The organism is Microbacterium sp. IEGM 1404 (genome assembly GCF_030056775.1).
Lineage (GTDB): Bacteria > Actinomycetota > Actinomycetes > Actinomycetales > Microbacteriaceae > Microbacterium.
On sequence record NZ_JASHKP010000002.1, the window covers coordinates 907,276 to 919,885 of the forward strand.

General features: G+C 70.7%; 12 protein-coding genes. 3 read left to right on the forward strand and 9 right to left on the reverse strand.

Annotated elements, in window-relative coordinates:
• Window positions 1-67 precede the first annotated feature (67 nt).
• Window positions 68-661 (forward strand): hypothetical protein, encoded by a 594-nt coding sequence (locus tag QM517_RS09915; protein ID WP_077051254.1) that lies wholly within the window; start codon window positions 68-70, stop codon window positions 659-661.
• 37 nt (window positions 662-698) lie between these two features.
• Here QM517_RS09915 and QM517_RS09920 read toward each other — a convergent pair whose 3' ends face one another.
• The gene (locus QM517_RS09920) at window positions 699-1,421 is read right to left on the reverse strand and encodes a potassium channel family protein (RefSeq protein WP_283287078.1); all 723 of its coding nucleotides are present in this window, start codon (window positions 1,419-1,421) and stop codon (window positions 699-701) included.
• A 179-nt stretch (window positions 1,422-1,600) separates the two neighbouring features.
• On the opposite strand from QM517_RS09920, the gene QM517_RS09925 reads away from it, so the two are divergent.
• A complete protein-coding gene (locus QM517_RS09925; RefSeq protein ID WP_160897629.1) occupies window positions 1,601-2,608 on the forward strand; it encodes a GlxA family transcriptional regulator in 1,008 nt (335 codons plus the stop codon).
• A 7-nt stretch (window positions 2,609-2,615) separates the two neighbouring features.
• Here QM517_RS09925 and QM517_RS09930 read toward each other — a convergent pair whose 3' ends face one another.
• Window positions 2,616-3,512: a helix-turn-helix transcriptional regulator gene (locus QM517_RS09930; RefSeq protein WP_077051251.1), complete on the reverse strand. Its 897-nt coding sequence runs from the start codon at window positions 3,510-3,512 to the stop codon at window positions 2,616-2,618.
• 142 nt (window positions 3,513-3,654) lie between these two features.
• Here QM517_RS09930 and QM517_RS09935 point away from each other — a divergent pair, with 142 nt between their 5' ends.
• The gene (locus tag QM517_RS09935) at window positions 3,655-4,251 is read left to right on the forward strand and encodes a TetR/AcrR family transcriptional regulator (RefSeq protein WP_283287081.1); all 597 of its coding nucleotides are present in this window, start codon (window positions 3,655-3,657) and stop codon (window positions 4,249-4,251) included.
• Window positions 4,252-4,276: 25 nt separating this feature from the next.
• On the opposite strand, the gene QM517_RS09940 is transcribed toward QM517_RS09935, so the two are convergent.
• From QM517_RS09940 to QM517_RS09970, 7 genes are all read right to left on the reverse strand, one after another.
• Complete coding sequence (locus tag QM517_RS09940; protein WP_283287082.1) at window positions 4,277-5,323, reverse strand: helix-turn-helix domain-containing protein; 1,047 nt, start codon at window positions 5,321-5,323, stop codon at window positions 4,277-4,279.
• Window positions 5,324-5,467: 144 nt separating this feature from the next.
• On the reverse strand, window positions 5,468-6,304 hold the full coding sequence (locus QM517_RS09945; protein ID WP_077051415.1) for an alpha/beta fold hydrolase: 837 nt from the start codon (window positions 6,302-6,304) through the stop codon (window positions 5,468-5,470).
• A gap of 192 nt (window positions 6,305-6,496) precedes the next feature.
• The gene (locus tag QM517_RS09950) at window positions 6,497-6,940 is read right to left on the reverse strand and encodes a heat shock protein transcriptional repressor HspR (RefSeq protein ID WP_077051248.1); all 444 of its coding nucleotides are present in this window, start codon (window positions 6,938-6,940) and stop codon (window positions 6,497-6,499) included.
• Window positions 6,941-7,007: 67 nt separating this feature from the next.
• The gene (locus tag QM517_RS09955; protein ID WP_077051247.1) at window positions 7,008-8,000 is read right to left on the reverse strand and encodes a DnaJ C-terminal domain-containing protein; all 993 of its coding nucleotides are present in this window, start codon (window positions 7,998-8,000) and stop codon (window positions 7,008-7,010) included.
• A gap of 8 nt (window positions 8,001-8,008) precedes the next feature.
• Window positions 8,009-8,617: a nucleotide exchange factor GrpE gene (gene grpE / locus QM517_RS09960; RefSeq protein WP_077051246.1), complete on the reverse strand. Its 609-nt coding sequence runs from the start codon at window positions 8,615-8,617 to the stop codon at window positions 8,009-8,011.
• A gap of 12 nt (window positions 8,618-8,629) precedes the next feature.
• Window positions 8,630-10,498: a molecular chaperone DnaK gene (gene dnaK, locus QM517_RS09965; RefSeq protein ID WP_283287084.1), complete on the reverse strand. Its 1,869-nt coding sequence runs from the start codon at window positions 10,496-10,498 to the stop codon at window positions 8,630-8,632.
• A gap of 321 nt (window positions 10,499-10,819) precedes the next feature.
• Window positions 10,820-12,565: a DEAD/DEAH box helicase gene (locus QM517_RS09970; RefSeq protein WP_077051244.1), complete on the reverse strand. Its 1,746-nt coding sequence runs from the start codon at window positions 12,563-12,565 to the stop codon at window positions 10,820-10,822.
• Between the last annotated feature and the right edge of the window lie 45 nt (window positions 12,566-12,610).

The window sequence follows — 12,610 nt, forward strand, 5'->3', positions numbered from 1 at the left end:
GGAGCGCTTCCGCCGTGGGCGTACGACGACCCCGGCATCGTGGCATCCGGACTCGTAGGCTGGAGCCATGCCCCGACTCCAGGCAGACGCCCCCACCGACCTCTGGGTGCCCGTCACCGGCTCGCTCGGGCTGCGCGGCAGACGGCATCGCAAGGCCGCGATCCGGATGCTGCTGACGCAGGCGAACCGCGCGGTCGGCGCGACCGAGCGCCCGGGCAGCGGGCTTTTCGCCTGGGTGGCGAGTCAGGCCGCGCCGCTCCTCATGCGCCGCGCGGCCGGCCGCGTGCTGGTGTGGGTGTGGCGCAGCGACCCCGACCTGCTCGTCGTCATGGCGCAGCTGCAGGAGGCGACGTCGCAGCTGCGCGCCGCGCGCGCGATGATGCCCATGGAGTACGACGACACCGAGTCGTTCCCCAACCCGCACCTCGGGGTCGGCGAGAAGCTCGCGATGCCGCTGCCCGCCGACCCGCGCACGCCTCCGTTCGCGACCTACACGTGGGACACGGGCGCGCACTTCGTCACGGTCACCGCCGTGTGCGCCGACCGGGAACGGTTCGGCACCGTGATCGCGGCCGTCGACGACGTCGCGCGGACGCTCCGGGTCGTGGACGACCTGCGCGTGGGCGAATCGGCCACGGTGCTGCGGCTCGGTCCGGCCTGACGACGCGACCCCGTCCGACGGTGCGGACCGCGGGCCCTCACCGGTCGGGGTGCGCGCGATCGACCGCGTCGTCGGGCTGAACCCGACGCCGGTCGTGCGCGTGGGCGACGCGCTCGCTCGCCCACGACGAGATCGTCGCGACGATGAGACCGACGAGCACCACTCCCCCGGCCATGAGCACGACGGCGGCGAGCCGACCGACGACCGTGACGGGCGCGTAGTCGCCGTAACCGACCGTCGTCACGGTGCAGACGGCCCACCACAGGGCGTCGCCGAACGTCCGGATGCTCGCCCCCGGGGCGTGCCGTTCGGCCTGCAGCACCACGAGGGCGACCTGCCAGATGAGCAGCAGCACGCTGCCGAGACCGTAGATGATCAGCTGCGCGCGTACCGAACTGCCGGCCGTGCGGGTGAAGCTCGTCAGCCGGGTCAGGGCACCGAGCAGCCGCACCGGCCGGAGGATCGGCACGAACACCACGGCGAGATCGAGCAGATGGCTCCGGAACCAGACCCCTCGCGGCCGCGCCCACAGCAGTCGCACGAGGTAGTCGCCGGCGAAGACGATCTGCACCGCGAGCATGAACGTGAAGGCGATGCCCTCCCAGCTCCCGCGGATGTCGCCGATCACCTGCGCGGTGTAGACGACCACCCACAGCAGGGCGAGGACGGTGAGCGGCCAGTAGGTCCAGGCCTCCCACCGCCGCGTCGCAGCGCTCTCGCCGCGCTGGCCCACCGGGGGAGGAACGGTTGCGAGCGTCATGCTCGCACTCTAGGACCGGCGATCACGCGCTGGCGAGGAGCGCCGGGCGCGCCCCCACCGAGCGTGAGCGCCTCAAGCGGCCGCTGCGACACCTGTCGGAGGAGATCGCCGTGTGCCGGAGCCCGATCGGTGGAAGGGTGGGGGCATCCCTCGCCCGTGCATCACCCGGAGGACACGACATGGATGCCGAACGCCGCCGCATCGGCTTCCTCCTGTTCGACGGGGTGAAGGCGTTGGACTTCGTCGGCCCGGCCGAGGTGTTCTCCGAGGCGAATCTCGCGACCGACGCGTACGAGATCCTGTTCTTCTCGCCCACCGGCGAAGGCGTCGAGGCGTTCATGGGGCTGCGCCTGGGCGTCGATGGCGCGGCCGCGGACAGCGGGCCGCTCGACACGGTGATCATCCCGGGCAGCGAGCTGGCTCCCGCCGTCTTCGACGACCCCGAATTGCGCGCGGCGATCCTGTCGCTCTCGCAGAGATCGCGGCGGGTCGCCTCGATCTGCAGCGGCGCGTTCGGACTGGCGGCGACGGGCCTGCTCGACGGCTTCCCCGCGACCACGCACTGGAAGTTCGCCGACATGCTCGCCGACCGGTACCCGCTCGTCGCGGTGGACTCGGAGCGCATCTACACGCGGCAGGGCGACATCTACACGTCGGCGGGCGTGGCCGCCGGGATCGACCTCGCGCTCGCCCTGCTCGAGGAGGATCTCGGCACCGACGTCGCGCGCAGCGTCGCGCAGCACCTCCTGGTGTACATGCGCCGCTCGGCGGGGCAGTCGCAGTTCTCCGCGGCGCTGAAGCTCCCGGCTCCGCGGACGCCCCTCGCGCAGGCGGTGGCCGAGTACGTCTCGAACGATCCGACCCGGCCGACGACCGTGACCGGACTGGCCGCGCACGTGAATGTCAGCCCGCGGCATCTGACCCGTGTCATCCGCGAAGAACTCGGCGTCACGCCGAGCGCCTACATCGCGTCGCTGCGGCTCGAGCTCGCCGTGAACCAGCTCGAGAACGGGCGGACGGTCGCCGAGTCCGCCGCGGCGGCGGGATTCTCGTCCGCCGCCGCGCTCCGCCGCGCGTTCGTGGACCGGTATCGGACGACACCGTCGGCGTATCAGCGGCGGTTCCGCGCATCGAGCGTCACGGACGCACCGTCCCCCGTGGAGGACGACCTCCCGTCCCCCGCCTGACCCGGGGTCAGAGCGCCTGCCGCCGGGGCACCCCGGACGCGGACGCGAGGGACGGGGATGCCACGTACTCGGCATCCCCCTCTTCCTCCGCCCGCGCGCGGGCGACGAGGTCGCGAAGAGCCGCGACGCCCGGGGTGCGCGGTTCTGCGAAGAAGACCGTGACGGTGTAGCCGGACGTGCCGGGGACGGCGAGGGTCTCGCTGCGGAGGTGCACCCAGCCGTGCGGCTCGATGTGCACCATCGGCCGTGAGCTGCGGTGCGGGCGGATCTCGCACCGGCTCCAGATCTCCGCGAAGCGCGGGTCGCTCGCCGAGAGCCCCGCCACGAGCTTCCGCAGGCGCGGGCTCCGGGGATCGGCGTAGTACCGCAGAGCAGCGGCGAGCGTCTCGGCCGTCCGACGCCAGTCCGGCTCGGAGTGCGGGTCGGGGAAATGCTCGAACACCGAGACCAGGAGGTTGGAACCGACGCGCAGCTGGTCGGGTGCGAGCAACCGGCCGGGGGCGTTCACGGCGACGACGTCGAGGGTGCCGTTGAGGGCGTAGGCGGGGGTGTCGGCGTACAGGTCGACGAGCGTCGCCACGCCCTCCGGGAGGTCGTCCTCCTCGGCCGACGGTCGGCCCTCGCCGGAAAGATCGGCGATGCGGTGGAGATACTCCTCGCCGGGGCCGTCGAGGAGCAGCGCACGGCCGAGCGCCGACAGCACCTGCCGTGACGGCTGGTGCCCGCGGCCCTGCTCGAGCCGCAGGTAATAGTCGCTGCTGATGCCGGCGAGATCGGCCACCTCGGTGCGCCGCAGGCCCCGCACGCGTCGGCGCGGCTCCCGCGCGATCCCCACTTGCTCGGGCGTCAACGACTCGCGGCGGTCGCGAAGGAACACGGCCAACGGCCCCGCGGTGTCGTTCACATCAGCCTCCGGCGAGTAGTGGAATGCTCCCTCCAATTCTCCGTGGGAGCGGTTCCTCTCGTGCTGCACGAACGGACACGAGTACGTCGCAACCGGACGAGTGCATTGAGGGCCCCCGGGGGCGACGGGATAGCGTTGGCTCATGGGTCGGCCTCGGCAGTACGACGAGCAGAATCTGCTCGACACGGCGCAGGAGCTGTTCTGGACGCGCGGGTACGACCGGACCTCGCTCGAGGAGGTCGCCCGTGCGTCCGGCGTCGGCACGAGCAGCCTCTACGCCCGCTACGGCAGCAAGCTCGGACTCTTCCTCCGGGTCTTCGGCCGCTACTGCGCGGCCCGCGTCGAGCTCGCCTCGGGCGGTCCGGCGGGACCCAGCGCCGACCTCGAAGCCGCCGCCTCCGAGTACCTCGACCGCGTCGTCTCCGACTGCCTCTCCTACGCGGACCGACGTGGATGCCTCATGCTCAACAGCATCGCCGAGCTCGGCGAGCGGTTCCCCGAGGTCCTCGCGGTGGCGGACGCCGCGATCGACGAGATGGAGTCCGCGCTCACCGCACGGCTGTGCGAGACCGCTGCCGCCCACCGCATCGCCCTCTCGCCCGCAGACGCACGGCGCGCGGCCGAGACCACGGTGCTCGCCTCCCAGGGCATCGTGCAGCTCAGCCGCCTGCGCGTGCCGCCCCGACGGTTGCGCGAGCTCGCGGCGCGTTCGTCGCGACTGGTCGCACGCCCGGCCTGACGCCCGGGCGCCCGGGCCGTCGGTTCTACGCCAACAGACGCTCCGCAGTGCGCTCGCGCGGCAGCGGCACCGGCGTCACCGCGGCCGGCTCCTCGCGGCGCAGCTCCTCGTCCCACAACCGCAGGAGCTTGAGGGTCAGGTGCAGCGTGCTCCGCTGCAGGCCGTCGGCCAGGGCCTCGCGGACGACCTCCGGCATCTGCTCGAGCCGGTAGTACAGCGTCGTGCGGTGGATGTGCAGGCGCTGGCAGGCGACGGAGGCGCGCCCCGCGGCATCCAGGTACGCCTCGACGGTGTCGCGCTGCGTCGAGTCCTCCGACGACGCCAGCACGAAGGCCGCCGGGCACGCCTGCACGAGGAGCGAGCGCGAGCGGGGCAGCGTCTGCACGAGCGCCCAGCCGCCGAGGTCCTCGGCGCGCACCGAGGTCACCTGGTCGGGGAGGGTCGCGCGCAGGTGCGCGGATCGAATGGCGCGCGAGACCGCGTCATCCACGTCGCCGTCGTCGGGCGACCCCGCCGCCAGCGCGAACCCCCGGGCGGTCATGCCCTGCGCGGCGGCCTCGGCATCCACCGTCCTGTTCAGGGCGTCGAGGTCGAGGGTGCGGGATGCCACGAAGATCGCGGCTCCTCGGTGGACGCCGACGAACTGCACGGCACCGTGGAGGACGGTCGCCAGGCGGCGCCCGAACACGACGATGCCCAGTTCCGGTACCGGGTCGAGCACCACGGCGAGCAGCTCGATGCCGTCGGCGCGTCCGTCGATCCAGCGGCGGGAACGGAGCTCCCACAGCGCATCGCGACGCACGCTCGAGTCGTCGTCGATGAGGTTCGCGAACACGCGGTCACGGCGCGCCGCGGGACTCGCGCCGGAGGCCGTCTCGAGCAGGTGAACCGCGGCGTCGACCACGGCCCACTCGCGCGGCGAGAGGTCGGCGCGCGCCGTCCCGCCGATGCGCAGCGCACCACCGCCGAACGCGATGTCGGCGTCGGCATCCGCGGGCTCGTCGGCGCGGCGGAGGGTCACGCGTCGCGCGAGGGCGTGGGACAACTGATCGATGATCTGCGACGGGTGCATCGTGCGGCTCCTCACGTGCGGTCCGGGGTGGGTACGGCCCACGGTACGGACGCCCGCCGCGACGCGCGTGGCCCTCTGAGACCCACGGTGGAACGACGACGGCGCGCCCCGGGTGGGAGCGCGCCGTCGGATGCGGAGGACCGATCACTCCTGGATGAACGCCAGGATGTCGGGGTTGATCACGTCGGCGTGCGTCGTGAGCATGCCGTGCGGGTAGCCCTCGTAGATCTTGAGGGTCGAGTTCTGCAGCAGCTCGTGCTGCAGAAGCGCGGCGGCCTTGTACGGCACGACCTGGTCGTCGTCGCCCTGGAGCACCAGCACCGGGACCGTGATGGCCTTGAGGTCTTCGGTCTGGTCGGTCTCGGAGAACGCCTTGATGCCGAGGTAGTGCGCCTGCGCGCTGCCGGTCATGCCCTGACGCCACCAGTTGTCGATGACGGGCTGCGAGGGGGTGACGCCCTCGCGGTTGAAGCCGTAGAAGGGGCCGGATGCCACGGCCTCGAAGAACTCCGCACGGTTGGCGGCGAGCGCCTCGCGGAACCCGTCGAACACCGACAGCGGGGTGCCCTCGGGGTTGGTGTCGCTCTGCAGCATGATCGGCGGCACGGCGGCGACGAGCACGGCCTTGGCGACGCGACCCTGCGGCTGACCGTACTGCGCGACGTAGCGGGCGACCTGGCCGCCACCGGTCGAGTGACCGATGTGGATGGCGTTGTGCAGGTCGAGGTGCTCGACGACGGCGCTGACGTCGCTGGCGTAGTGGTCCATGTCGTGGCCGGTGCCGATCTGCGACGAGCGGCCGTGACCGCGGCGGTCGCTGGCGATGACGCGGTAGCCCTTGTCGAGGAAGTACAGCAGCTGGGCGTCCCAGTCGTCGGACGACAGCGGCCATCCGTGGTGGAAGACGATGGGCTGGGCGTCGGTGCTGCCCCAGTCCTTATAGAAGATCTCGGCGCCGTCGGTCGTGGTCACAAATGGCATGTCAGCCTCCGCTCGGATGTTCGACGAGCGCCCTCCGGGGGTGTGTTCCGGGGCGTCGCCGGTGAACACGCCTCACTGTAGGAGCGGATGGGGGAACCGGCATCCGACAATCGTCCGAGAATCGTCCGACCGGCGGCGAGACGCGGGTCACGCGTCGCCGCGCACCCTCAGCGCGTCCCGGCGCGCCGGCCGTCAGTCCTCGTCGTCGAGCAACCCGCCCGGGCGCCACAGCACCACGTCGGTCGCCCGCCGCACGCGCGCCCCGTGGCGCAGCGTCACCACCGAACCCGTGGCCCCCGCGGCGAAGACCCGGGCGCCCGGACGCGACTGGCGCTCGGCCATCAGCTGACGCTCCAGGTCGGTGACGCGCCGCGCGAGTTCGTGCACCCGCTCCTCGAGCGCCAGCAGACGCGCGATCGCGGGGAGGCTCATCCCCTCGCTCGACAGGCGCGCGACCTCGCGCAACTGCTGCACGTGGCGGCTGGAGTACCGCCGCGATCCGCCCTGCGTGCGGGCGGGCACGACCAGGCCGAGCCGGTCGTACTGCCGCAGCGTCTGCGGGTGCATGTTCGACAGCTCGGCGGCCACGGCGATCGCGAAGATCGGCGCATCCTCATCGAGTTCCTTGTCGGACACGGCCTCTCCTCTCTCGTGGATCGCGTGCTCCTGGCATCCGATTGTGGCGGATGCCAGGAGCACGGCGTCACTGACGCGCCTTGGCCATCAGGTCGGCGCGGGGATTCTCTTTCGGTTCGAGCGCGTGGAAGCGCTCGAGGGCCTCGCGGGCTTCGTCGCTGAGGTGCTGCGGAACGGCCACCTGGACTTCGGCGAGCAGGTCGCCGGTGCCCTTGGACGAATGGATGCCGCGCCCCTTGACCCGCAGGACGCGCCCGGAGGGGGTGCCCGGTGCGACACGCAGCCGCACGGGCTCGCCCCCGAGGGTGGGCACCTCGATCGTGGCGCCGAGGGCCGCCTCGGTGAAGGTCACGGGGACCGTCAGCCGCAGGTTGAGCCCCTCGCGCGAGAACACCGGGTGGGGCCGGACCGCGACCGTCACGACGATGTCGCCGTTCTCGCCGCCGTCCGGAGACGGACGGCCGCGACCGCGCAGTCGGATCTTCTGGCCGTCGGCGACCCCCGCGGGGATCTTCACCTTGAACGGGACACCGTCCTCGCCCTGCAGGGTGATCGTCTCGCCCTTGGCGGCGGTGACGAAGTCCAGCGTCGTCCGGGCGGTGACGTCGGCTCCGCGCTGCGGTCCGCCGAAGCCGCGGTAGCCACCCGTGGTCTGACCGAACCGGCCGGAGCCGAAGCCGCCGCCCTGCTGGTCGAACATGGAGAAGAAGTCCTCGAAGCCGCCGCCGGGAGCGGACGCGCCTCCGCGCTGCTGCCCGAATCGGCTGAAGACGTCGTCGAAACCGCCGCCCCCGCCGGCCCCGGGTGCCGAGAAGCGCGCCCCCGAGCCCATGGCCCGGATCTGGTCGTACTCCTCGCGCTGCTCGGGGTCGTTGAGCACCGCGTAGGCCTCGCTGATCTCCTTGAACTTCGCCTCGGCCTTGGCATCACCCGGGTTCGAGTCGGGGTGGTACTGGCGCGCGAGCTTGCGGTACGTCTTCTTCAGATCGGCAGCGCTCACGCCCTTGTCGACACCGAGGACCTTGTAGAAGTCCTTGTCGAACCAGTCCTGACTCGCCATGTGTCCTCCTACTCGACCGGCACGGCGACGACGACCTTGGCCGGTCGCAGCTCGACGGAGCCGAGGCGGTACCCCACCTCGACGACCTCGAGCACCGTCGCCTGGGTCACGCCCGGGGTGGGCGCTTGGAAGATCGCCTCGTGCTGCTGCGGGTCGAAGGGCTCGCCGGCGGTGCCGTACGAGACCACGCCGAGTCGCTCGGCCACGGCCCGCACCTTGTCGCCGATCGCCGCGAAGGGCGTGCCCTCGACGAGGTCGCCGTGCTTCTCAGCACGGTCGAGGTCGTCCATGACGGGCAGGAGGCCCTTCACGGCCTCGCCCTTCGCGCGTTCGATCTCGCGCTCGCGCTGCTCCTCGGTGCGCCGACGGTAGTTGGCGTACTCGGCCTGCAGGCGCTTGAGGTCGATCAGGAGCGAGGCCTCCTTGTCGGAGGACGCCCCCTCTGCGGCGGCCTCGGGGGTCTGCTCGGCGCCGAGGATGTCCTCGATCGTGAGGCCCTCGGCATCCGGGGTCTGCTCGCCCGACGGCGCGGGGCCGGAGGTGTTCTCCTCCGGCCCCGTCGTCTCGTCAGGACCGGCGCCCGAGCCCTGGGGCTGTTCGTCGTCCTTGTGTGCCATCAGTTCTGTCGCTTACTTCTTCTCGTCGGTCTCGTCGTCGACGACTTCGGCGTCGATGACGTCTTCCTCGGGGTTCGGCGTCTCACCGTTGCCGGGCTGGCCGACGTTCGGGTCGGCCTGCTCGCCCTGGGCCTGCGACGACGCGTAGATCGCCTCGCCGAGCTTGCCCTGGCTCGCGTTGAGCTTGTCGAACGCGGTCTTGACCGCGTCGTCGTCGTCACCGGCGAGCGCCGTCTTGAGGGCGTCGACGTCGGCCTGGACCTCGGTCTTGACCTCTTCGGGCAGCTTGTCCTCGTTGTCCTTGATCAGCTTCTCGATCGAGTACGACAGGGTCTCGGCCTGGTTGCGGGTCTCGGCGGACTCGCGGCGCTTCTTGTCCTCCGCCGCGTTCTCCTCGGCCTCGCGCACCATGCGCTCGATGTCCTCCTTGGGCAGCGACGAGCCGCCCGTGATGGTCATCGACTGCTCCTTGCCCGTGCCCTTGTCCTTCGCGGACACGTGCACGATGCCGTTGGCGTCGATGTCGAAGGTGACCTCGACCTGCGGGATGCCACGGGGAGCCGGGGCGATGCCGGTGAGCTCGAAGGTGCCCAGCGGCTTGTTGTCGCGGGTGAACTCGCGCTCGCCCTGGAAGACCTGGATCGCGACCGACGGCTGGTTGTCGTCGGCGGTGGTGAAGGTCTCGCTGCGCTTGGTCGGGATGGCGGTGTTGCGCTCGATGAGCTTGGTCATGATGCCGCCCTTGGTCTCGATGCCGAGGCTCAGGGGGGTGACGTCGATGAGCAGCACGTCCTTGCGCTCACCCTTGAGGACACCGGCCTGGAGCGCTGCGCCCACGGCCACGACCTCGTCGGGGTTGACGCCCTTGTTCGCGTCGCGACCGGTCTCCTTCTTCACCAGCTCGGCGACCGCGGGCATGCGGGTCGAGCCACCGACGAGCACCACGTGCGCGATGTCGTCGACCTTGACGCCTGCCTCACGGATGACGTCCGAGAAGGGCTTGCGGGTGCGGTCGAGGAGGTCCTTGGTGAGGTCCTCGAACTTCGCGCGGGTGAGCGTCTCGGACAGCGAAACGGGGCCCGAGTCGGTCAGCGAGAGGTAGGGCAGGTTGATGGAGGTCGAGGTCGAGCTCGACAGCTCCTTCTTCGCCTGCTCCGCGGCCTCCTTGAGGCGCTGGAGGGCGATCTTGTCACCCGAGACGTCGACACCGGTGGTGTCCTTGAACTGCTTGATGAGGTAGTCGACGACGCGCTGGTCCCAATCGTCTCCACCGAGGCGGTTGTCACCGGCGGTGGCGCGCACCTGGATGGTCGAGAAGTCGTCGTCCTTGCCCACCTCGAGCAGCGACACGTCGAACGTTCCGCCACCGAGGTCGAAGACGAGGATGAGCTCGTCCTCCTTGCCCTTGTCGAGGCCGTACGCGAGAGCGGCGGCGGTGGGCTCGTTGATGATGCGCAGGACGTTCAGGCCCGCGATCTCGCCGGCCTCCTTCGTCGCCTGGCGCTCGGCGTCGTTGAAGTACGCGGGCACCGTGATGACGGCATCCGTCACGCTGTCGCCCAGGTACTCCTCGGCGTCGCGCTTGAGCTTCTGGAGGATGCGCGCGGAGATCTCCTGCGGCGTCCACTTCTTGCCGTCGACGTCGAACGTCCAGTTCGTGCCCATGTGGCGCTTGACGGACGAAACGGTGCGGTCGACGTTGGTGACGGCCTGGCGCTTGGCGGTCTCACCGACGAGCACCTCGCCGTCCTTGGTGAAAGCGACGACCGAGGGGGTCGTGCGGAAGCCCTCGGCGTTGGCGATGACCTTGGGCTCGCCACCCTCGAGCACGCTCACGACGGAGTTGGTCGTCCCGAGGTCGATTCCCACTGCACGTGGCATATGTGTCTCCTTGATCATGAGCCGGGCGGATGCCACGACTCGGGGTTTCGTGAAGTCTGCTGCGCGGGTTGAGCCGCGATGACTCAAGGCTAACGCAGGTGTCTCGAGGCGTCAAGCAGACTTGATATGAATTGGCTCAACTTCTGCACTGGCGGGTCGGGACGCCTGGAGCCGGCATCCACGGGTTTGGGGCGCGTTTGTGCGGTTGGGGCGCGAAAATCCACGCCCCGAACGCACAAACGCGCCCCAAAGCGGCCGCGAACCACGACGCCCCCGCGACCAGGCAGGTCGCGAGGGCGTCGAAGAAGGGATGCCGCGGGCTCAGTCGCGATCGTACGAGCGCCGCTGCGGACGCTCGGTGCGCTTCGCGGACCGGCCGCCCTGATCCAGGCGCAGGTCGATGAGGACGCCCGAGATGCGGGTGTCGGTCAGCCGGTTGAGGGTGTCGCGCGAGAGGTCGGCCGGAAGCTCCACGAGCGAGAAGTCCTGGCGGATCTGGATGGCGCCGAAGTCGTTGCGGCGGAGGCCCCCCTCGTTCGCGAGCGCCCCGACGATCTGGCGCGGCTCGACCCGCTGCCGACGCCCGACGGCGATCCGGTACGTGGCGAACCGGCCGTCGCTGTCACGGCGTTCGCGGCGCTCCCCGCCCTCGCGGGGCGCGCGGTCGCGGTCGCGATCCCGGTCGAAGCGCGGCTGCGAGATCGTCTCCTCCTCCATCAGCAGCGGCGTGTCACCCTGCGCGACCACGGCGAGCGCCGCGGCCACGTCGGCCTCGGGCACGTCGTGGTGCGCGACGTAGTGGGCGACCACGTCGCGGAAGGTCGCAATCGCGGCGGTGTCCTCGAGCGCGGTGGTGATCGCGTCGTCGAACCGGGTGAGGCGCGTGGCGTTGACGTCGTCGACGCTCGGCAGCGACATCTCCGTCAGCGGCTGGCGGGTGGCCTTCTCGATCGCGGTCAGCATGCGACGCTCGCGCGGGGTCACGAAGCTGATGGCATCCCCGGTTCGTCCGGCACGTCCGGTGCGGCCGATGCGGTGCACGTACGACTCGGTGTCGATCGGGAGGTCGTAGTTGACGACGTGGCTGATGCGCTCGACGTCGAGGCCGCGCGCGGCGACGTCGGTCGCGACGAGGATGTCGAGCTTGCCCGACTTCAGCTGGTTGACCGTGCGCTCGCGCTGCACCTGCGCGACGTCACCGTTGATGGCGGCGGCGGTGTAGCCGCGGGCACGCAGCTTCTCGGCGACCGTCTCGGTCTCGTTCTTCGTGCGGGTGAAGACGATCATGCCCTCGAAGTTCTCGACCTCGAGGATGCGGGTCAGCGCATCGATCTTCTGCTGGTACGACACGACGAGGTACCGCTGCGTGATGTTCGCCGAGGTCGTGGTCTTGGTCTTGACCGTGATCTCTTCGGGGTCATTGAGGTACTGCGCCGAGATGCGGCGGATCTGCGCCGGCATCGTCGCCGAGAACAGCGCGACCTGCTTGGTGGACGGGGTGTCGGCGAGGATCGTCTCGACGTCCTCTGCAAAGCCCATCTTCAGCATCTCGTCGGCCTCGTCGAGCACGAGGTACTTCAGCTCGCTGAGGTCGAGGGTGCCCTTGTCGAGGTGGTCCATGATGCGACCGGGCGTACCCACGACGATGTCGACGCCGCGGCGGAGCGCCGACAGCTGCTGACCGTAGCCCTGACCGCCGTACACGGGGAGCACCGAGACGCCCTTGATGTGCGCGGCGTACTTCTCGAACGCCTCGCACACCTGCAGCGCGAGCTCGCGGGTCGGGGCGAGCACGAGGGCCTGCGGGTTCTTGTGCCCGGTCTCCATCTGCGACAGCACCGGGAGGGCGAACGCGGCGGTCTTGCCGGTACCGGTCTGGGCGAGGCCGACGACGTCGCGGCCCTGCAGGAGGACGGGGATCGTGGCGGCCTGGATGGCCGACGGGGTCTCGTAGCCGACGTCCTTGAGGGCCTTGAGCACGGCGGCATCCAGTCCCAGGTCGGCGAAGGTGAGCTGCTCGGGGGCGGTGTCCGCCTCTTCGGAGGGGACGGGGTTTTCGGATGCCATGACTCCACGGTAGTGCGCCACCCCGGGAAACCCCCGTTCGAGGCC